Source organism: Pseudomonas sp. AK181 (genome assembly GCF_051122975.1).
GTDB classification, from domain to species: Bacteria; Pseudomonadota; Gammaproteobacteria; order Pseudomonadales; family Pseudomonadaceae; genus Aquipseudomonas; species Aquipseudomonas lactis.
The window spans coordinates 5,189,500-5,208,965 of sequence record NZ_CP146348.1 but is presented as its reverse complement, the minus strand read 5'-3'; the positions used below and the strand labels follow the sequence as shown (position 1 = coordinate 5,208,965).

Sequence of the window (19,466 nt, the reverse complement as noted above, 5' to 3'; positions counted from 1 at the left end):
TCGACGGAGCCGGCTATGAATCTTTTCCTGTATCTACTCACGGTGCTCATCTGGGGCACCACCTGGATCGCGCTCAAGTGGCAGTTGGGCGTGGTGGCGATTCCTGTGTCGATTGTCTATCGCTTCGGCTTGGCCGCCCTGGTGCTGTTCGTGCTGTTGTTGCTCAGCCGCAGGTTGCAGGTGATGAACCGGCGCGGGCACCTGATCTGCCTGGCGCAGGGGCTGTGCCTGTTCTGCGTCAACTTCATGTGCTTTCTCACCGCCAGCCAATGGATCCCCAGTGGCCTGGTGGCGGTGGTGTTTTCCACGGCGACCTTGTGGAACGCGCTCAATGCCCGGGTGTTTTTCGGCCAGCGGGTGGCGCGCAACGTGCTGATGGGCGGCGCGCTTGGGCTGCTGGGACTGGGCTTTTTATTCTGGCCGGAACTGGTTGGGCATACCGGCAGCCCGCAAACGCTGCTTGGTCTGGGCTTGGCGCTGCTGGGCACCCTGTGCTTCTCGGCGGGCAACCTGCTATCGAGCCTGCAACAAAAAGCCGGGCTCAAGCCGCTGACCACCAATGCCTGGGGCATGGCCTATGGGGCGGCGATGTTGGCGACCTATTGCGCAGTGCGTGGTATTCCCTTCGAGATGGACTGGAGTGCACGGTATATCGGTGCGCTGTGGTACCTGGTGATCCCGGGCTCGGTGATTGGTTTTACCGCTTACCTCACTCTGGTGGGCCGCATGGGGCCGGAGAAAGCGGCGTATTGCACGGTGCTGTTTCCGGTGGTGGCGCTGAATGTGTCCGCATTCGCCGAGGGCTACCAGTGGACGGCGCCGGCGTTGATGGGGCTGGTGCTGGTGATGCTGGGGAATGTGCTGGTGTTTCGTAAGGCCCGTGCGCTCGATTGTTCCCACGCTCTGCGTGGGAATACCGCTGGGGACGCTCCGCGTCCGCTCTCGAGGCCATGACGCGGAGCGTCGCGTGAGGCATTCCCACGCGGAGCGTGGGAACGATCAACGATCACCGATCACTTGAGGCCTAGCCGCTTGGCCATGCGCCCCAGGTTGGCGCGGTCCAGGCCCAGTTCGCGGGCGGCGCTGGCCCAGTTGTGCTGGTGACGCTCCAGGCAGGCGCTGATGAGTTGGCGCTGGTAATGCTCGGTGGCCTGGCGCAGGTCGCCGCTGACCATGGGCAGGGCTTGGGCCGGTGCTTGTTCGGCCTCCGCCGCAGCCACGTCGGGCAAGTCCAGGTCCAGGGCGCTCAGGCTGAGAATCTTCGGGCGCTCGCGGCAGTTGCCCAGGGCTTTCAACGCGCTGCGTCCGATCAAATGCTCCAGCTCGCGCACATTGCCCGGCCAGTTGTAGGCCAGCAGGGCTGCCTGGGCATCGCCGGTCAGGCGCAGGCTGCCCAGGCCCATGCGCGAACGGTTCTGTTCAAGGAAGAAACCTGCCAACAGCAAGACATCACGCCCGCGCTCGCGCAGCGCCGGCACTTGCAGCGGGTAGACGCTCAAACGGTGGTAGAAGTCGGCGCGGTAGCGGCCATTGCGCACCTCTTCGGCAAGGTCGCGGTTGGTGGCGGCAATCAGGCGCACATCCACCTGGTGCTCCTTGTCCGAGCCCAGGCGCTGCAACTGGCCGCTTTGCAGCACGCGCAGCAACTTGGCCTGCACGGTCAGCGACAACTCACCCACTTCATCCAGGAACAAGGTGCCGCCATTGGCCAGTTCGAACTTGCCCCGGCGCTCGTTCAACGCGCCGGTAAAGGCGCCGCGCACATGCCCGAACAGTTCGCTTTCGACCAAGGTCTCGGGCAGGGCGGCGCAGTTGAGGCTGATCAGCGGTTTGTCGGCGCGCGAAGAGGCGGCGTGGATCGCCTGGGCCACCAACTCCTTGCCGACCCCGGTTTCGCCAGTGATCAGCACGGTCAGGTCGCTGCCGCCGACCAGCTTGATTTCCTCGACCAGGCGCTTGTGCGCTTTGCTCTGACCGATCATTTCCTTGTGCTGCTGGCCGCTGGCCTGGCGATAGATCTCGGCGCGCTGGTGCTCGTCTTCGGCGCGCAGTGCCAGGCGCTCGATGCGTTCAGCCACGTTGACGGTGGCCGCGGCAAGGCTGGCGAAGGCTTGCAGGGCGTCCAGCTCGACCCGTTCAAACCGCTCGGTGTCGAGGGCGTCCAGGGTCAGCAGGCCCCAGGGCTGGTCGTCGATAAACAGCGGGCAGCCCATGCAGTCGTGGACTTCCAAGTGGCCGTGCAAACCGGCGACCAGGCCGTCATAGGGGTCGGGCAGTTCGCTGTCACTGTCGAAGCGGGTAGGGCCGGGGCTGCTCAGCAGGATCTCGAAGCGCGGATGTTCGCTGACCTTGAAGCGTCGGCCCAAGGTATCGGCGCTCAAGCCGTCCACCGCCAGCGGCACCAACCACTCGCCATCCAGGCGTAACAACGCGGCGGCGTCGCAGGGCAGCAGGGCGCGCATGGCTTGCAGCAGGCGTCGGTAGCGCTCGCCTTCGGGCAAGTCCCGGGACAGGTCAGCGACCAACGGCAGCAAAGTGGTGAGCAGGGGTTGTGCAGTCATAATGACTCCTTGTAGTCCTTATGACTATAAAGTGTAGGAGGTCATATTGACTACATAATATTTAACTTGTTGAAACTAAAGGGTTTATAAGTTGGCACGATTACTGACTGCTTTAAGGCAATCAGTAAGAAGACCCAGGAGTCTCCCATGCTTAGTGCCCAAGACCGTGCAATCATCAAATCCACTGTGCCCCTGCTGGAAAGCGGCGGCGAAGCGCTGATCACCCATTTCTATCGCATGATGCTGTCCGAGTATCCCGAAGTCCGCCCGCTGTTCAACCAGGCCCACCAAGCGAGTGGCGACCAGCCTCGCGCCTTGGCCAATGGCGTGCTGATGTATGCGCGGCATATCGACCAGTTGGACCAACTGGGCGACCTGGTGGCCAAGATCATCAACAAGCACGTGGCCTTGCAGATCCTGCCCGAGCATTACCCCATTGTTGGCGCCTGCCTGCTACGGGCTATCTCTGAAGTGCTGGGCAGCGAGATTGCCACCCCCGAGGTCATGAGTGCCTGGGGCGCGGCCTATGGCCAGTTGGCAGACATTCTGATCGGCGCCGAAGCGGCCATCTACGACGAAAAAGCCCAGGCGCCCGGCGGCTGGCGGGGGGCGCGGGCGTTCCTGTTGGTCAAGCGCGTGGAGGAGAGCGACGAGATCATCTCCTTCTACTTCGCCCCGGTGGACAACGGCCCGATCCTGGCCGCAGCCCCCGGCCAGTACATCGGCCTGAAACTGGTGCTCGATGGCGAAGAAGTGCGCCGCAACTATTCCCTGTCGGCCCTCACCGACACTGGCCTGTACCGCATCAGCGTCAAGCGCGAAGCGGGTGGGCGGGTCTCCAATTACCTGCATGACCAGATGCACGTCGGCGCGACCATTGACCTGTTCCCGCCGTCGGGCGAGTTCACCCTGGCCGCCAGTGATAAACCGCTGGTGCTGATCAGCGGTGGGGTAGGCATAACGCCCACACTGCCGATGCTCGAAGCCGCCTTGGCAACCGAACGTCCGGTGCACTTCATCCATTGCGCCCGTAACGGCGGGGTGCATGCGTTCCGTGACTGGGTGGACACGCTGGCGGCCAAACATCCGCAGCTCAAGCGTTTCTACTGCTACGCCGAGGATGACGGCATCAGCCCAGCGGCGGACAAGGTCGGGATGCTCAACCAGGAGCAACTGGCGGCCTGGTTGCCTGAGCAGCGCGACATTGATGCCTACTTCCTGGGACCCAAGGGCTTCATGGCGGCGGTCAAGCGGCATCTCAAGGCGCTGGGTGTGCCAGAGAAGCAGGCGCGCTATGAGTTCTTTGGGCCGGCAGCGGCGCTGGAATAAAGTTGGCCAATTGACCGTATCGGCATCATCGCGGGCAAGCCCGGCTCCCACAGAGGATTGCATTCCAATGTGGGAGCCGGGCTTGCCCGCGATGGCGTCCGCACAATCACTACATTTGCCACCATTAATCCGCCGTTAACCCCTCTCTGTTTTAACCACTGCCTGTGTGTAAACTTGTTGCCATCAGGCACAACCATAATCAGAGAAAGGGAAAGACGGGGATGATTGACGACATGCGTTTGGGCAGGGAGCGGCGCTTTCTGGTGTTGCTGGGCATCATCTGCCTGGCGCTGATTGGCGGGGCGCTGTACATGCAGGTGGTGCTGGGCGAAGCACCGTGCCCGCTGTGCATTCTGCAACGCTACGCCTTGCTGCTGATTGCGCTCTTCGCGTTCATCGGCGCCGCTATGCGTACCAAGGGCGCGCTGACGTTCTTTGAAGGGTTGGTGGTGCTCAGCGCCTTGGGTGGTGTGGCTGCGGCCGGCCACCATGTGTACACCCAGTTCTTCCCCCAGGTCAGCTGCGGTATCGATGTGTTGCAACCGATCGTCGACGATCTGCCCTTGGCCAAGGTGTTTCCCCTGGGCTTCCAGGTCGATGGCTTCTGCAGCACTCCTTACCCGCCGATCCTCGGCCTGTCCCTGGCCCAATGGGCGCTGGTGGCATTCGTGCTGACGGCGATCCTGGTGCCCCTGTGCATCTATCGCAACCGTCATCCCAAAGCCTGAGTCGCCGCACCTGCCAAACGCTCCGTTCCTTCTGAATGAAGGCCGGAGCGTTTTTGTTTGTAGGGATTTGTGAAAGCACCGTGACGAGGGGCAACGGAAGGTGCGCGCAGCGTGCGACATGTTGTCACACGGACGCTGTCGCAGGACGTTTCTGACCCGCCAAATCGGCCCTTAAATTTGCACCCGGCGCACAAATTGTGCTGTCAGTTCGTGGTTCGTGCAGTGGCCCGATTTGTGTGCGGCCCCAACCCCTGCAGCCTCTATGAATGCCTTGTTTTATGGGGACTTGGACGGCATCCGCATGCCCTTACAAGCCGTAAGGGAAGTGGCACTGTGCCCAATAACACGGCAATTTTTGTGGTTTTTGTTGAGAATCGAACACGATAAGATCGCGAATCTTTGCAACTTTGGTGAAGGATTGTTGCTGGAATCGATAAAAATTATTTCTTTATAAGACATGGTTTATACATCGCTAGCTAACTACAATCGCCCGCACTGAATGTCCGGTGCTGTTCAATATTTGAGCATTGGAGCGGTCGAGGAGCAGATGGAAGGCTCAATGCGACCCCAGGTTCCGGCAGCCTTTCAACTATCCGCACCAAATGGAATTGGTCTGTAACAAGGCCTTTAGCCACGAAATCGAATAAGAACTCACTGCAGGTCCGTGAAACGTACAGTCATGACGTGTCGGGCAGGCTCTTATTCAATCGAAGAGAAATGCCAACCCTTGGCAGGGTGAAGTGTTGGCGATCAAAACCCAACTGCATTGCGCAAGCTGCTTTAGAGGTCGTGAGATGAGTAAAAACAGGTACCCCCGATTACTAGGCTTTTTGCCGCTGCTTGGCATGATGTTAATGCTGGGAGGCTGCAAGTGGACCTTGCTCGACCCAAAAGGACAGGTCGGTCTGGATGAACGAAACCTGATCATCACCGCTACCCTGCTGATGCTGCTGGTTGTGGTGCCTGTGATCGTGATGACCTTCGCCTTCGCCTGGAAATACCGCGCGTCCAACACCAGCGCTACCTACGCGCCGAAGTGGTCGCACTCCACCAAGATCGAGATCGCGGTGTGGCTGGTTCCGATCCTCATCATCATCGCCCTGGGTTACATCACCTATAAGTCGACCCACGCGCTGGACCCGTACCGTCCGCTGGAATCCGACGTCAAGCCTGTGAACATCCAAGTGGTCGCGCTGGATTGGAAGTGGCTGTTCATCTACCCGGACCTGGGTATCGCCACTGTCAACGAGATCCGCTTCCCGGAGCACACCCCGCTTAACTTCCGGATCACCTCCGACGCCGTGATGAACTCGTTCTTCATCCCTGCACTGGGTGGCCAGATCTACGCGATGGCAGGCATGCAGACCCGCCTGCACCTGATCGCCAACCAGAAAGCTGAAATGGAAGGCATCTCCGCCAACTACAGCGGCGCTGGCTTCACCGGCATGAAATTCAAAGCGATCTCGACAAGCCAGGAAGATTTCGACGCCTGGGTAGCTGCAGTCAAGGCCGCACCTAAACAGCTTGATCAAGCTGAATACGACGCTCTGACCAAACCGAGCCAGAACAACCCTGTCGCCTTGTACTCCGCGTATGAGCCGGACCTGTTTCAGAAAATCGTCGACAAGTACGAAGGTATGAAGCCAGGCAAGCCGGTCAAGCACGAGAAGAAAGAAGTGGCCGTGGTTGAAGGTTCTGATACGGGCGCGCATTCAACTGCTGGGGCAGAGGAGTAAACGATGTTTGGTAAATTAAGTTGGGACGCGGTCCCATTCCACGAGCCGATCGTAATGGTGACTATCGCCATGATCGCGCTGGGTGGTTTGGCGCTGGTTGCGGGTATCACCTATTTCAAGAAGTGGTCCTACCTGTGGACCGAGTGGTTGACCTCGGTCGACCACAAGAAAATCGGCGTCATGTACGTCATCGTTGCCATGGTCATGCTGCTGCGTGGTTTTGCCGACGCCATCATGATGCGTACCCAGTTGGCCATGGCCACCGAGGGTTCGCCTGGCTACCTGCCACCTGAACACTATGACCAGATCTTCACCGCCCACGGTGTGATCATGATCATCTTCATGGCGATGCCTTTCTTCACCGGCTTGATGAACCTTGCCTTGCCGCTGCAGATCGGTGCGCGTGACGTTGCCTACCCGTTCCTGAACTCCCTGAGCTTCTGGCTGCTGGTATCCGGCGTGGTGCTGATCAACGTTTCCCTGGGCGTCGGCGAATTCGCCAAGACCGGTTGGGTTGCGTATCCGCCATTGTCGGGGCTGCAATACAGTCCGGGCGTGGGTGTGGACTACTACATCTGGGCGCTACAGTTATCAGGGCTCGGGACGACATTGACGGGGGTCAACTTCCTGGCCACCGTCCTGAAAATGCGCGCCCCTGGCATGAAACTGATGGACATGCCGATCTTCACCTGGACCTGCACCTGGGCAAACGTCCTGATCGTGGCTTCGTTCCCGATCCTGGCCGCTACCATGGCGCTGCTGTCGCTTGACCGTTACCTGGATTTCCACATTTTCACCAATGAACTTGGTGGCAATCCAATGATGTACGTGAACCTGTTCTGGGCATGGGGTCACCCTGAGGTGTACATCCTGATCCTGCCAGCGTTCGGTATCTTCTCTGAAGTGATCTCGACCTTTACCGGCAAGCGCCTGTTCGGTCACCACTCGATGGTCTACGCATCGGGCGCGATCTCTGTACTGGGCTTCATGGTGTGGCTGCACCACTTCTTCACCATGGGTTCGGGGGCCAGCGTCAACGCCTTCTTCGGCCTGGCGACGATGCTGATTTCCATCCCGACGGGGGTGAAGCTATTCAACTGGCTGTTCACCATCTACCACGGTCGTCTGCGCATGACCAGCCAGGTCCTCTGGACCCTCGGCTTCATGGTGACCTTCGCCATCGGCGGCATGACCGGCGTACTGCTGGCCATCCCGGGTGCTGACTTCGTGCTGCACAACAGCCTGTTCGTGATCGCTCACTTCCACAACGTGATCATCGGTGGTGCGGTATTCGGCTACATCGCTGGTTTCAGCTTCTACTTCCCGAAAGCGTTCGGCTTCAAGCTGCACGAAGGCTGGGGCAAGGCTGCGTTCTGGTTCTGGATCTCGGGCTTCTTCGTCGCGTTCATGCCGCTCTATGCACTGGGCTTCATGGGCATGACCCGTCGTCTGAACGCCACCACCAACCCTGAGTGGGTACCGTACCTGTACGTTGCCATGTTCGGTGCGGTGATGATCGCTGTGGGTATCGCCTGCCAGCTGATCCAGCTGTACGTCAGCGTGCGTGATCGCAAGCAGAACATGTGCGAATCCGGCGACCCATGGAACGGCCACACCCTGGAATGGTCGACCTCGTCGCCACCACCGTTCTACAACTTCGCCGTGATCCCTACTGCGAACACCATTGATGCGTTCACCGAAGCCAAGGAAGACGGTACTGCGTACCAGAAGCCCAAGCATTACGAACCGATCCACATGCCAAACAACACCGCCACTGGCGTGGTGATGGGTGCGCTGTTGACCGTGTTCGGTTTCGCGATGATCTGGCACATCTGGTGGCTGGCAATCGCGAGCCTGGTGGGCACTATCGGTTACTTCATCATTCACGCTGCCCGTGATGATCAAGGCTACATGGTGCCGGTCGAAACGATCGAACGCATCGAAGCCGAGCAGCACGCTCGCCTGGTAGCCGAGAAGAAGATCCCGGCCAACCGTGTAGAAACCTCGTTGGAACAGGCTTAAACCATGTCGAACTTAGTGACCAATGCTGGACACGCCCATGTCGATGACCATGGGCACGATGACCACCACCACCACGACTCGGGGCCGATAACCGTCTACGGTTTCTGGCTTTACCTGATGACCGACTGCATCTTGTTTGCGTCGATCTTCGCGGTGTACGCGGTACTGGTAAACAACGTAGCGGGTGGCCCGTCGGGCCACGACATCTTCGAACTGCCTTACGTGCTCGGCGAAACCGCCTTGCTGTTGTTCAGTTCGATCACCTACGGCTTCGCCATGTTGGCCTTCTACAAGGGCAACAAGAAGGGCGTACTGAGCTGGCTGGGCCTGACCTTCCTGTTCGGCCTGGGCTTCATCGGCATGGAGATCAACGAGTTCCACCTGCTGATCTCCGAAGGCTACGGCCCGCACCGTTCCGGTTTCCTGTCGGCGTTCTTCACGCTGGTCGGCACCCACGGTCTGCACGTATCCGCTGGCCTGCTGTGGATGGCGGTGATGATGTATCAGGTCAATAAGCACGGCCTGACCAACACCAACAAGACCCGCCTGAGCTGCCTGAGCCTGTTCTGGCACTTCCTGGACGTGGTCTGGATCTGCGTATTCACCGTCGTTTACTTGATGGGGACTCTGTAATGGCTAATGCACACTCCCATGACAGCCACGATTCGAGCCATGGCAGCGTAAAGTCTTACGCCATCGGCTTCATCCTGTCGGTCATCCTGACCCTGATCCCGTTCGGCCTGGTGATGTACCCAACCTTGCCGAAGTCGATCACCTTGATGATCGTCCTGGCGTTCGCGGTGATTCAGGTTCTGGTTCACCTGGTGTACTTCCTGCACCTGGACCGCTCCAAAGAGCAGCGCGAGAACGTGATCGCGTTTGTGTTCGCAGGCCTGGTGATCGTTCTGCTGGTTGGTCTGTCGCTGTGGATCATGTTCAGCATCCACACCTACATGATGGCGAAGTGAGGTAAGACCCGATGTCGCTTAAGCACTTTATCCAAATCACCAAACCGGGGATCATTTTCGGTAACGTGCTTTCTGTGGCGGGCGGTTTCTTCCTGGCCTCCAAGGGACATGTCGATCTGGCCATCTTCCTGGCGGCAATGATCGGTACGTCCCTGGTGGTTGCTTCCGGTTGCGTATTCAACAACTGCATCGACCGTGACATCGACATCAAGATGGAGCGCACCAAGAATCGCGTGCTGGTCCAGGGCCTTATCTCCCTGAAGCTGGCACTGATCTACGCGACCGTCCTGGGTGTTGCCGGTGTGGCCCTGTTGTACAAGGTGGCCAACCCGTTGGCGGCGCTGTTTGCCGTGATCGGTTTTGTCATCTACGTCGGCCTCTACAGCCTGTACCTCAAGCGCAAGTCGGTTCACGGCACGCTGGTGGGCAGTCTGTCGGGGGCGATGCCGCCGGTGATTGGTTATGTAGCTGTGACCAATAGCTTCGACATGGCCGCGCTGACGCTGCTGGTGATGTTCAGCCTGTGGCAGATGCCGCATTCCTACGCCATCGCGATTTTCCGCTTCAATGACTACCTGGCCGCGTCGATTCCGGTATTGCCGGTCAAGCGTGGCATCCAGGTGGCCAAGAAACACATCCTGCTCTACATCCTGGCCTTCCTTGTGGCGACCTTGATGTTGACCTTCAGTGGCTACGCCGGCATGAGCTACCTCGCTGTTGCCGCCGCCATGGGCATGTACTGGTTGTACATGGCCTGGACCGGCTACAAGGCGGTGGATGACACCGTCTGGGCGCGCAAGCTGTTCGTGTTCTCGATCTTCACCATCACCGCGCTCAGCGTGATGATGTCCCTGGATTTCCAAGTGCCGAAAGAGCTGTTGCTGACCTACGCTCACTGAGTGGTCTTGCAGTAAAAAAGCCCCGCCTTCGAAAGTCGCGCGGGGTTTTTTATTGAGCGCTGCGCCAAACCGGATACGCTGCGTTATCGTTGACGTTTTTCGCGAGCGAGCTCGCTCCTACCTCCCAATTCTACAAATGCAGGAAGCAATGCAATGAGTAAAAAAGCCGTGATGGTCTTCAGTGGCGGGCAGGATTCGACCACCTGCCTGATCCAGGCCCTGCCGCTGTATGACGAAGTGCACTGCATTACCTTTGATTACGGCCAGCGCCATGTGGCAGAAATCGAAGTGGCCCAGAAGTTGGCCAAGCAGTTGGGCGCCACCGTGCACAAAGTGATGGATGTGTCCCTGCTCAATGAGCTAGCGATCAGCAGCCTGACCCGCGACAACATCCCGGTGCCGACCGTGAACAGCTCGGGTGAAAGCCTGCCGAGTACCTTTGTGCCGGGGCGCAACATCCTGTTCCTGACCCTGGCTGCGATCTACGCCTATCAAGTCAAGGCCGAAACCGTCATCACCGGCGTGTGCGAAACCGACTTCTCAGGCTACCCCGATTGCCGGGATGAGTTTGTCAAAGCGCTGAACCAGGCCCTCAAGCTGGGCATGGAATACGACGTGCGCCTGGACACCCCGTTGATGTGGCTGAACAAGGCCGAGACCTGGGCCCTGGCCGATTATCACGGGCAACTGGAGCTGGTGCGCGAGCAGACGCTGACCTGCTACAACGGCATCATCGGTACCGGCTGTGGCGAGTGTGATGCGTGCAACCTGCGGGCTCGGGGCTTGAATGACTACCTGCAGAACAAGACAGCTGTCATGCAGAGCCTCAAGCACAAGTTGCAACTCAAATAACCCTTGTAGGAGCGAGCTTGCTCGCGAAGAACCTGAGAGCGCCGCGTTCCACCAGATGCGCTGCGTGATCGTTGACGTTCTTCGCGAGCAAGCTCGCTCCTACAGGATTATTGATAGCGTTTGAACAATGAGCGTGCGCCATAGGCGGGCAGGATGTTGAAGAACGCAAAGCCGACTTTGATCGCGATTTGCACGTAAATCATGCTGAGGATATCGCTGGTCTGCATGGCGCCGTAGAAGGCGATAAAGCAGAACAGGAAGCTGTCGATAATCACCGCGAAGAACGTACTGAGGAATATCCGCAGGTACAGGTACCTGGAGTTGGTCAGCTCCTTGATCTTGCACAGCAGGTAGGAGTTTATGTTCTCCGACACCAGGAACGACACTGAAGAGGCCACCAGCACCGACGACACTTGCAGGATCACGTCGGTATAAGGCCCATCCAGCTTCCAGCCCGGTAGCCCCGGCAGGAACGTCGAGCCATACAGCAGGATGATGATCATCGCGTTGCTGGCAAATGCAAACAGAATGGCTCGCCTGGCCAGGCGCAAGCCGAAATTCTCGTTGAGCAAGTCCACGATCAAAAAGGTCAGCGGGTACAGGAACGTGCCCGGTGTGACGATGATGCCCAACGAATCCAGGTAAATCGGCTTGGTCGCGGCAATGCTGGTGAAGATATAGAAGGTGAACAGCAGCAAGTTCAGGATGATGTAGATCATCCAGGAGTTTTCATTGCGGTCGTTTATCTCGTAAGCGGTCAGCGCTCCGCCTTGGGAATAGAACTTCTTGTACAGGTTCTTGATTTCCATCTTGTTGAAGTTGTCCATCATTTCACTGCTGAGCACTTCACTCAGCTTGATCTTGAGGACCTTGCCGGTGGCGATCACCATGATCACCGCCAGGCGCTTGTCATTTTCAAAGCCCAGCAACTTGTATTTGCTGTTTTCAATGGCGCCCTCAGACGTTGTCATTGAAGCGCTCCTCAAGGATGTCGCCGATGACACACAACCGCTCTGAGTTCCCGCAGGGCTCGAGGGTGATGAACAGCTTCTTGGTGGCGCGGTCGTACACCAGCTTTTCTTTATCGTCGCTGGATGAGCCTTTCTGCACGATCAGCAAGTCCCCCGGTTCGTTGAGGCCGGGAATCCCGTGCTCCAGGCGCACGCCGATCAGGTTGCAGGCGCTGCCAAAGTAATAGGTCAGCGGATGAAGCGTGGCCAGTTCACCGATGCGCTTGCCCAGGTTCTGCATGAGCAGGCTTTCCTTGAGCACAGGCACTGCCGCCGGGTTCTTGTTACCCAGTGGGGAAACGTTGCTCTCGATGACTTCCTTGGCCTCAAAACTGATGGTCTCGATTTCTTCGTAGGAGACGCCGAAGAAGTCCGAGATCTTGCGAATCGTCGACTGCTGTACGTTAACGACCTTGCCTTCCAGGATGTTGTAGATAGTCGTTCTGGTCAGGCCGGCGGCACTGCTTAACGAAAGCTGGGTTTCGCCACGACTCTTGATCAAGTACTTGATGTTGCTCTTCAAGTGCTCGGTTTTTTCCCGTCTGTGTATCAAGTGCTCACCACTTCCATTTAGTCATCAGTCCATGCCGGCAGAACCCAATGTTGCGGGTTTGGCGGCAGTGAAAGTGTTGCATGCGCCCGCTATAACAATAAAGTACTGAGTGCAGGGATACGCCTTGATGGTAAATCAGGCAACGGCTTTCTCGTCATACTCTTCTGAACGGCCCGCGCGAATCCCTCGCGCCTCTACAAGGAGTAGTCACCATGGTGCGTGTCAGTCGTCGATCCCTTCTCGCCCTGGGCGCGGCCCTGCCTGTGATGGGGCAGCTCAATTGGGCCGTTGCCAGCCCGGCGCCGACGAAGTCTGACAAGGTGCTGCTCAATTACAACGAGAGCCCCTACGGCCCTTCAGACGCGGCTCGCCAGGCGATGCAGCGCGCGATTGCAGCCTCCGGGCGTTACCCTTACCCGGACATGTATGCATTGGCCGCGCTGTTCGCCCAAAAACAGGGCATAGCCGAAGACAACGTCGGAGTGTTTGCCGGCTCGATGGCCGCCCTGCGTTACGCGGTGCTGGCGTTCACCAGCCAGACCCGCGGCCTGGTGATGGCCACGCCGTCCTACGAAGTACCGCGCCAGGCGGCCGAGTCGATCAAGGCGCCGGTGCAAGAAGTGAGCCTGAACGCCCAGCATGCCCATGATGTGCCCGCCATGCTCGCGGCGGACCCACAGGCCGGCATGCTGTACCTGTGCAACCCCAACAACCCGACCGGTACGCTCACTTCGACCGAGGCCATCCGCCAAGCCCTGGCGCACAAACCCGAGGGCAGCGTGCTGGTAGTGGACGAGGCTTATATCGACTTCTGCGACGCCCCCAGTTGCGTGAGCTGGGTCAACGACCACGACGACCTGCTGGTGCTGCGCACGTTCTCCAAGATCTACGGCATGGCCGGTGCGCGCCTGGGCCTGGCAATCGGCCATCCGGCGCTGCTGGAGCGGCTGGCTGTGTTCGGCGGCGACAACGTTCCGGCCGGCGCCAGCTTGCTGGCCGCCCGTGCCAGCCTGGAAGATGCGCAGCTGGTGGGCCAACGCAAAGCGCGCAATGCCAGGTTGCGCGATGAGACGATCGCCTGGCTCAAGGGCCGGGGCTTTACCTGCACCGCTTCCCACAGCAATTGCTTCATGATCGACGTGAAGCGCCCGGCAGAGCAGGTGATTGAGCAGTTAGCGGCACAGAATGTGCTGGTTGGGCGGGTGTGGAAGGACTGGCCGCATTGGGTGCGGGTAACGGTGGGCAACCCGCAGGAGATGCAGCGCTTTCGCGAGGCGTTCGCGGCGCAGGTCTAGCCCCAGTGTTTGTCATCCGCTGCCTGGACAGGTAAGCCAGGCATGCTTCATGCTCGACCGGGTCGAATGCTCAAGGAAGATACCCGTGGGACCTAATGCCCAACCCGATAAGAAATCGCCCATGCTGCCCGAGGAGATGCGCCGCTTGCTCGATGCCGAGCTGAGCCGCCGTGGCCTGGGGCACTTCGAGGTCTACCAGTGTGGGCCGCCGATGGACCAAGCGCAGATTGTGTCCAATTACCCTGAGGCCATGGAGCCTTCCGACACGGCCGACGATTTCTACCGGCGTGGCGAGCTGGTTTCATTGACCCGCACCCGGATCAAACCGTTTTTCTGGAGTGATGAACACCTGCTGGCCGTGGCCGATGAGGCGGTGCCGGTGCCGGGCCCCTACAAACCCGTTGGCGAGGGCGCCAGTTTTATCGTGCATGGCAATCGCGGCTTCTATTCGGTGCTCAATCTGTGCAGTTTCGGCGAAGACCAGCAATTTCGCGAGACCGTGCTGGCCCATCAAAGTGAACTGCAGATGCTGTTGGTCTCGATGTACGACGAGGCCCTGGAAGATCACGCCGCGCCGGTCGCTCAGCAGACGGTGCTGACCCCACGGGAAACCGAAGTATTGTCCTGGGTCAGCCTGGGCAAGACCTACAACGAAGTGGGGCTCCTGACCTCGATGACCTCCCATACGGTCAAGTTTCATATGAAGAATATCTTCGGCAAATTGCAGGTCACCAACGGCAAGTCAGCAATCGGCAAGGCCCTGCAATTGGGCTATATCCGCCACCCGGCCTGAGGTCGCAATCAGCACCTACCTGTCCAAATGGGTAGCTTGTTCGCCGCACAGTGCTGCATTAGGTTGCCCAGCTATGGAGTTCGGCGCCGGACACACCGGCGCCGCCATTGCCAAAGGACATCCGGATGAGCCGCTCTGTAGCTTTGCTCCACACCTGTGCCAGCGTGTTGCGCTGATGGGCACTTTTCACGCCTTGCGCGGCCTTAATGCGCGGTTGCAAGCACTGTTCATGATCACGCTGGTGTTCCGCATGGGCACTCTGGCGTTTCCTTTCTACGCGGCGTACCTGATTCATCAACACGCGATATCGGCGGGCACAGCTGGCCTGTTGGTCGGGGTTTATGGCGCGGGCGCCCTGTGTACCGACCTGATCATCGGCGCCGTGATCAAGCGATTTTCGGCCAACCGGGTCATCCTCGGTTCGTTGGTGTTCAACGCGGCGTTGCTGCTGGTCATTCCCTCGGTGGAAAACCTGCTCGCGCTGTTCCTGTTGTCGTTTCTCTGGGGCGCTTGTTACGAAGCCTTCACACCGGCCGCGTTCTCCGAGACGGTGGCTCACAGCAGCCTTGAGTCGCGCAAAGTGGCGTTTTCCTGCAACCGGCTGGCGATCAACATCGGCATGGCCATCGGGCCGTTGCTGGGTAGCTTGATCTTTCTGCGCAATGCCGACGCGGTGTTCTACATCAATGCCGTGTTGTCCTTGCTGGCCTTCGCCGCCTGCCTGCGGTTCGGACGGCCCCGGCCGGCCACCCAAGACGCGCCCGTCGCCGGCAAGGGCGAGGGCTTGCCCGAGGTGGCGGCTCATGAGCGTTCGCGACTGCTGGTGATCCTGTTGGCGGCGCTGCCGGTGCACGTGGCATACGCACTGCCGCCGACTTTTCTGTCGGCGTACATCATCAACTACACCCAATTGCCGGCCTATTACGTGGGCATCATTTTCTTTATCAATGCTTTGCTGGTGATTGTGTTTGAAGTGCCGATCAACCTGCGCATGGCGCACTTGTCGAGCAGCCGCTCGCTGATCATCGGCTTCTTGCTGGCAGGCAGCGGTTTCTTCTTGATGGGCTTTGGTCAGGTCGGCGCGCTGTTAATGCTTGCTACGGTGTTGTGGAGCCTGGGCGAGATGATTGTGTTCCCCGCGATCACCCACTATGTCAGCAGCATTTCCAGCCGCGATAGCGTGGGCCGCAACCTGGGCTATTACTCGGCGGGCGTCAACATCGGCGTGATGATCGCGCCCTCGTTCGCGTTCATGTTGCTGGCCCGGCCAACCTTGCCGTCACCGTGGCTGCTGACAGGCTGCGTGTTGGTGCTGTTCGCAATCGCCGTGGGGATGATGAAAAGCTCGGCGATGTTGTGGAACAAATCGGCGTAGACGGCAACCGGCGCTGCGCCTTGCACGCGCGCCGGGTTGCGTCAGCTACTTACTGGGCGGCGATGGCGTAGCCGTCAAAGGCGCTTTGCTGTTGCAGCGCGGTCACGATGCTCTTGCGCGTGACCGGCTGCTCGGCGCCGCTGTTGTCGATGAAGGTTTCGCTCGCAAGCTCCGCCTCGCTGCCTTCGCCCACAAAGGTGAAGCCCAGGAATTCCAACGCCTCGCGGTCCACATTGAGCTTGGAGCGCGGGGTGCGCAGCGGCAGAGTGACGCTGATGCCATCCTTGCTGATCACAAACACTTCGGTGTCTTTCTTGGCACGTGCTGCCTTGCCCTTGCCAGCGCTCGGGTTGCTGATGGCCTGGTGCGACTGGTTAAGCACCTTGAGGGCCAGGCCGTAGACCAGTTCCTGGAATTCGGGGTCGTCCTTGAAGCTGGACAGGATGCGGCTGATCGAGAACTGGCTGCTCAGGTGTTCCAGGGCAGCGTTGTCTGCGGCTTCGGCGTCTTTCAATTGCTTGAGCTGGCCCATCAGCTCATAGGCTTTGTCATCGTCGAAGGCATCGTGGGCCTGGCGGATGGCAACGCGCAATTCGCGGATCTGGTCGCTTTCCTTGGAAGTGTGAAACGCGTCCAGCACCATCTCGCTGATGATCTTGGCGGCTGGCACATGCTGTGAAAGATTGATGGCGTTTTCGTATTCGGCTTTGGCGTGCAGGGCGACTACGGATTCTTCGGCGGATTTTTCGGTGTAGGAATCAGACATTAAAATTTCACTGCGTAGTAAGCGGAGAGACAAAAAAACGTCGGGCATTTTCAGCGGGTGGGGGGATCAGGTCAAGGCTGCACACTATTCGTCCAACTGTGTGAGACACGCCTGGAGAATATCCAGGCCTTCCTCCAACACCTCAGGCTCAATGGTCAGCGGGGCCAACAAGCGCACGATGTGCCGCGACTTGCCGCTGGGCATCAGCAGCAAGCCAGCTTCTCGCGCCAGCTCCAGCAGTCGCGACAGTTGCTGGGTGGCGGGTGTGCCGTCGGCATGGGCCAGCTCAATGCCCCGCATGACGCCGACACCGGTGAGGCGGCCCAGGTAGGGCGACAGTTGCTGTGCGCGCCAGGCTTCATAGCGGCCCACAATCGCGGCCTCCTGCGCAACGCCCCATGCGTGCAGGTTTTTGTCGCTCATCAACTCAAGGGTCGCCAGCGCCGCCGCACAGGCGATGGGGTTACCCGAGTACGTACCTCCCAGCCCACCTTTAGGCAGGTTATCCATCAGCGCCTTGCGCCCGACCACCGCCCCCAATGGCATGCCGCCGGCGATGCTTTTGCCGAGCAGCAACAGGTCTGGCTCGATGCCCAGGCGCGAGAAGGCGAAACGCTGGCCGGTGCGACCAAAACCTGATTGGATTTCATCGATGATCAGCACAATGTTGTGTTCGTCGCAGAAGCGCCGCAGGGCCTGGGCGAACTCAGTGTCTAGGGCGAGAAAACCGCCTTCGCCCTGTACCGGCTCGATGATGAAGCAGGCTACATCGTTTACGTCGACTTCCACGCTGAACAGACGGCCCATGGCCTTCAGCGCTTCGGCGCAGGTCACGCCGTTATCAGTACTGGGGTAGGGCAGGTGATACACAGGGCCGGGCAGTACACCGACCTTCTGTTTGTAGGGCGCGACCTTGCCATTGAGGTTGAGGGTTGCCAGGGTGCGCCCGTGGAAGGCGCCGTCAAAGGCGATCACCGCCGTGCGCCCGGTGGCACCACGGGCGATCTTCAGGGCGTTTTCGGCCGCCTCGGCGCCGCTGTTGGTGAGCATGCCGCTGACCGGGTATTCCACCGGGATAAAAGCGCTGAGGCGTTGCATCAACTCGATGTAGGGCGTATGCGGTGCGGCGTTGAACGCGTAATGAGTAAGCCGGGTGGCTTGCTCGCATATGGCCGCCACCACGGCCGGGTGGCAATGGCCCAGGTTGAGTACGCCGATACCGCCGACAAAGTCGATATACCGCTTGCCCGCCGTGTCCCAGACTTCGGCGTTTTTACCGTGGCTCAGGCTGATGGGGTGAACGATGGAAATCGACTGGCTGATGCTAGCGTGGCTCATGACTCTGGGACTCGGCAGTGGTGGGCGCAGCGCTATCTAAGCCGCGCGCCCGGCCTTGCCGCAAACGAAATAAAGTTGCCGGGTCATTCCACCTTGGAAGGAGCTGCGGCTATTCCGACACCCCATCTTTGCCCGCCGCCTTGGACCGGTACAAGGCTTGATCGGCCCGCGCCATCAGCGCTGCCGGGGATTCACCCATGCGCCGCTCCACCACGCCCAGGCTCAGGGTAACGTTCAAGGCGCCCACGGGGGCTGCCTCCTTGATTTTATGGCGAATCCTTTCGGCCAGTTCTTTGGCCGTGTCCAGGCTGCTTTTGGGCAGCACCACCATAAACTCATCGCCACCCCAGCGCGCCAGCAAGTCGCTTGCGCGTACGCAGGTTTCCAAGGTTTCCACCACCCGTATCAGTGCTTGATCGCCGACGCCGTGGCCGTATTGGTCATTGATCGGCTTGAAGTCATCGACATCCATGGCCACCAGCGCCAGTGGCAGGCGGAAGCGCTCGGCACGGTCGCATTCTTCCAGCAGTACTTTTTCCAGGCGGTACCGATTGGCGATGCGCGTCAGGGCGTCACGCTCGGCCAGGGAGCGGTTTTCGTCCAGTTGCAATTGCAGTTGCTGGTTGACGCGTGACAACTCAAGGGTGCGCTCCGCGACCAGCGCCTCCAGGGACTGGTTGCGCTTTTGCAACTGTTCGATGGAGCATTTGCGCGTATGAATATCGCGGTGTGCGCCCACCATGCGCGCCACGGAACCGTCGGGGTTGCGGGCAATGACGTAGCCACGGTCCTCGATCCACAGGTACGTACCGTCTTCTTTGCGACAACGGTATTCGGCCCGGTAATGAGCGGCGCGTTGGCTGATGTAGTCATCGAACACCGCCATCACGCAGGGGTAATCCTCGGGATGGATCACGTTCTCCCAGGTGAACACGCTGTTTTCCAGGGAATGGTGGGAGTAGCCAAGCATTTCGTACCAGCCGGGGTTGCGGTAGACGAAGCCGGTGTTGGCGTTCCAGTCCCAGATGCCATCACTGACCAGTTCCATGATGGCGTGCAACAGGTCGACGTTAAGGTCGGACACCTCACTGCGTAGCGGTTCTTTGCCGGATGTATCGTCCATCTGCGCGCTTCCTGCGGGGGCTGGCGCCCAAGGCCAGTCATGGTTGACGCCGATACTCCGTGGCTGGCGCTACTGTACATCGGCGCTTGCGCGCTTTGAATAGGGCAGGTGTGCTGCT

General features: G+C 59.5%; 18 protein-coding genes. 12 read left to right on the top strand and 6 right to left on the bottom strand.

Features of this window, described 5'->3' with window-relative positions:
* Positions 1–15 precede the first annotated feature (15 nt).
* Positions 16–954 carry a DMT family transporter gene (locus V8689_RS23790; RefSeq protein WP_056788762.1) on the top strand — a complete coding sequence of 313 codons (939 nt, stop codon included), beginning with the start codon at positions 16–18 and terminating at the stop codon, positions 952–954.
* Between the two features lie 59 nt (positions 955–1,013).
* Here the strand turns inward: V8689_RS23790 and norR are convergent, their stop codons facing one another.
* Complete coding sequence (gene norR, locus V8689_RS23785) at positions 1,014–2,561, bottom strand: nitric oxide reductase transcriptional regulator NorR (protein WP_056788765.1); 1,548 nt, start codon at positions 2,559–2,561, stop codon at positions 1,014–1,016.
* A gap of 147 nt (positions 2,562–2,708) precedes the next feature.
* Between norR and hmpA the strand changes: the two genes are divergently transcribed.
* The 8 genes from hmpA to queC all read left to right on the top strand — a co-directional run bounded on the left by hmpA (position 2,709) and on the right by queC (position 11,095).
* Entirely contained in the window at positions 2,709–3,890 is a 1,182-nt protein-coding gene (hmpA, locus tag V8689_RS23780) for an NO-inducible flavohemoprotein (protein ID WP_056788768.1), read from the top strand.
* A gap of 221 nt (positions 3,891–4,111) precedes the next feature.
* On the top strand, positions 4,112–4,618 hold the full coding sequence (locus V8689_RS23775; protein WP_003194055.1) for a disulfide bond formation protein B: 507 nt from the start codon (positions 4,112–4,114) through the stop codon (positions 4,616–4,618).
* Between the two features lie 794 nt (positions 4,619–5,412).
* Complete coding sequence (cyoA, locus tag V8689_RS23770; protein ID WP_003194054.1) at positions 5,413–6,354, top strand: ubiquinol oxidase subunit II; 942 nt, start codon at positions 5,413–5,415, stop codon at positions 6,352–6,354.
* A 3-nt stretch (positions 6,355–6,357) separates the two neighbouring features.
* Positions 6,358–8,376, top strand: coding sequence for a cytochrome o ubiquinol oxidase subunit I (gene cyoB, locus V8689_RS23765; protein WP_003194053.1), 2,019 nt, complete (start codon positions 6,358–6,360; stop codon positions 8,374–8,376).
* 3 nt (positions 8,377–8,379) lie between these two features.
* The gene (locus V8689_RS23760) at positions 8,380–9,009 is read left to right on the top strand and encodes a cytochrome o ubiquinol oxidase subunit III (protein WP_056788770.1); all 630 of its coding nucleotides are present in this window, start codon (positions 8,380–8,382) and stop codon (positions 9,007–9,009) included.
* Positions 9,009–9,344: a cytochrome o ubiquinol oxidase subunit IV gene (gene cyoD / locus V8689_RS23755; protein ID WP_003194051.1), complete on the top strand. Its 336-nt coding sequence runs from the start codon at positions 9,009–9,011 to the stop codon at positions 9,342–9,344. Before V8689_RS23760 ends, cyoD begins: the two co-directional genes overlap by 1 nt.
* Positions 9,345–9,355: 11 nt before the next feature.
* Positions 9,356–10,243, top strand: coding sequence for a heme o synthase (gene cyoE, locus V8689_RS23750; protein WP_003194050.1), 888 nt, complete (start codon positions 9,356–9,358; stop codon positions 10,241–10,243).
* Positions 10,244–10,396: 153 nt separating this feature from the next.
* Complete coding sequence (gene queC, locus V8689_RS23745) at positions 10,397–11,095, top strand: 7-cyano-7-deazaguanine synthase QueC (protein WP_056788773.1); 699 nt, start codon at positions 10,397–10,399, stop codon at positions 11,093–11,095.
* Positions 11,096–11,202: 107 nt separating this feature from the next.
* On the opposite strand, the gene V8689_RS23740 is transcribed toward queC, so the two are convergent.
* Positions 11,203–12,066, bottom strand: a complete 864-nt coding sequence (locus V8689_RS23740; protein ID WP_056788776.1) for a queuosine precursor transporter — start codon at positions 12,064–12,066, stop codon at positions 11,203–11,205.
* Positions 12,053–12,658, bottom strand: coding sequence for a helix-turn-helix transcriptional regulator (locus tag V8689_RS23735; RefSeq protein ID WP_003194047.1), 606 nt, complete (start codon positions 12,656–12,658; stop codon positions 12,053–12,055). Before V8689_RS23735 ends, V8689_RS23740 begins: the two co-directional genes overlap by 14 nt.
* A 212-nt stretch (positions 12,659–12,870) precedes the next feature.
* On the opposite strand from V8689_RS23735, the gene ptaA reads away from it, so the two are divergent.
* The 3 genes from ptaA to V8689_RS23720 all read left to right on the top strand — a co-directional run bounded on the left by ptaA (position 12,871) and on the right by V8689_RS23720 (position 16,121).
* Positions 12,871–13,953, top strand: a complete 1,083-nt coding sequence (ptaA, locus tag V8689_RS23730; protein WP_056788779.1) for a pyoverdine biosynthesis transaminase PtaA — start codon at positions 12,871–12,873, stop codon at positions 13,951–13,953.
* Positions 13,954–14,038: 85 nt separating this feature from the next.
* Positions 14,039–14,746, top strand: a complete 708-nt coding sequence (locus V8689_RS23725) for a helix-turn-helix transcriptional regulator (RefSeq protein WP_223816908.1) — start codon at positions 14,039–14,041, stop codon at positions 14,744–14,746.
* A 73-nt stretch (positions 14,747–14,819) separates the two neighbouring features.
* Positions 14,820–16,121, top strand: a complete 1,302-nt coding sequence (locus V8689_RS23720) for an MFS transporter (RefSeq protein ID WP_223816909.1) — start codon at positions 14,820–14,822, stop codon at positions 16,119–16,121.
* A gap of 49 nt (positions 16,122–16,170) precedes the next feature.
* On the opposite strand, the gene V8689_RS23715 is transcribed toward V8689_RS23720, so the two are convergent.
* From V8689_RS23715 to V8689_RS23705, 3 genes are all read right to left on the bottom strand, one after another.
* Positions 16,171–16,887 (bottom strand): hypothetical protein, encoded by a 717-nt coding sequence (locus V8689_RS23715; protein ID WP_020302011.1) that lies wholly within the window; start codon positions 16,885–16,887, stop codon positions 16,171–16,173.
* Positions 16,888–16,971: 84 nt separating this feature from the next.
* Entirely contained in the window at positions 16,972–18,225 is a 1,254-nt protein-coding gene (locus V8689_RS23710) for a 2-aminoadipate transaminase (protein ID WP_056788785.1), read from the bottom strand.
* 109 nt (positions 18,226–18,334) lie between these two features.
* Entirely contained in the window at positions 18,335–19,348 is a 1,014-nt protein-coding gene (locus V8689_RS23705; protein WP_056788789.1) for a sensor domain-containing diguanylate cyclase, read from the bottom strand.
* Between the last annotated feature and the right edge of the window lie 118 nt (positions 19,349–19,466).

Bases quoted from the DNA above. Each gene is read 5' to 3' on its own strand.
- V8689_RS23715 (WP_020302011.1), bottom strand. From the start codon at position 16,887: ATGTCTGATTCCTACACCGAAAAATCCGCCGAAGAATCCGTAGTCGCC.
- V8689_RS23790 (WP_056788762.1), top strand. From the start codon at position 16: ATGAATCTTTTCCTGTATCTACTCACGGTGCTCATCTGGGGCACCACC.
- V8689_RS23710 (WP_056788785.1), bottom strand. From the start codon at position 18,225: ATGAGCCACGCTAGCATCAGCCAGTCGATTTCCATCGTTCACCCCATC.
- V8689_RS23705 (WP_056788789.1), bottom strand. From the start codon at position 19,348: ATGGACGATACATCCGGCAAAGAACCGCTACGCAGTGAGGTGTCCGAC.
- V8689_RS23775 (WP_003194055.1), top strand. From the start codon at position 4,112: ATGATTGACGACATGCGTTTGGGCAGGGAGCGGCGCTTTCTGGTGTTG.
- V8689_RS23740 (WP_056788776.1), bottom strand. From the start codon at position 12,066: ATGACAACGTCTGAGGGCGCCATTGAAAACAGCAAATACAAGTTGCTG.
- ptaA (WP_056788779.1), top strand. From the start codon at position 12,871: ATGGTGCGTGTCAGTCGTCGATCCCTTCTCGCCCTGGGCGCGGCCCTG.
- V8689_RS23720 (WP_223816909.1), top strand. From the start codon at position 14,820: ATGGAGTTCGGCGCCGGACACACCGGCGCCGCCATTGCCAAAGGACAT.
- cyoD (WP_003194051.1), top strand. From the start codon at position 9,009: ATGGCTAATGCACACTCCCATGACAGCCACGATTCGAGCCATGGCAGC.
- V8689_RS23760 (WP_056788770.1), top strand. From the start codon at position 8,380: ATGTCGAACTTAGTGACCAATGCTGGACACGCCCATGTCGATGACCAT.
- cyoE (WP_003194050.1), top strand. From the start codon at position 9,356: ATGTCGCTTAAGCACTTTATCCAAATCACCAAACCGGGGATCATTTTC.
- cyoB (WP_003194053.1), top strand. From the start codon at position 6,358: ATGTTTGGTAAATTAAGTTGGGACGCGGTCCCATTCCACGAGCCGATC.
- hmpA (WP_056788768.1), top strand. From the start codon at position 2,709: ATGCTTAGTGCCCAAGACCGTGCAATCATCAAATCCACTGTGCCCCTG.
- queC (WP_056788773.1), top strand. From the start codon at position 10,397: ATGAGTAAAAAAGCCGTGATGGTCTTCAGTGGCGGGCAGGATTCGACC.
- cyoA (WP_003194054.1), top strand. From the start codon at position 5,413: ATGAGTAAAAACAGGTACCCCCGATTACTAGGCTTTTTGCCGCTGCTT.
- norR (WP_056788765.1), bottom strand. From the start codon at position 2,561: ATGACTGCACAACCCCTGCTCACCACTTTGCTGCCGTTGGTCGCTGAC.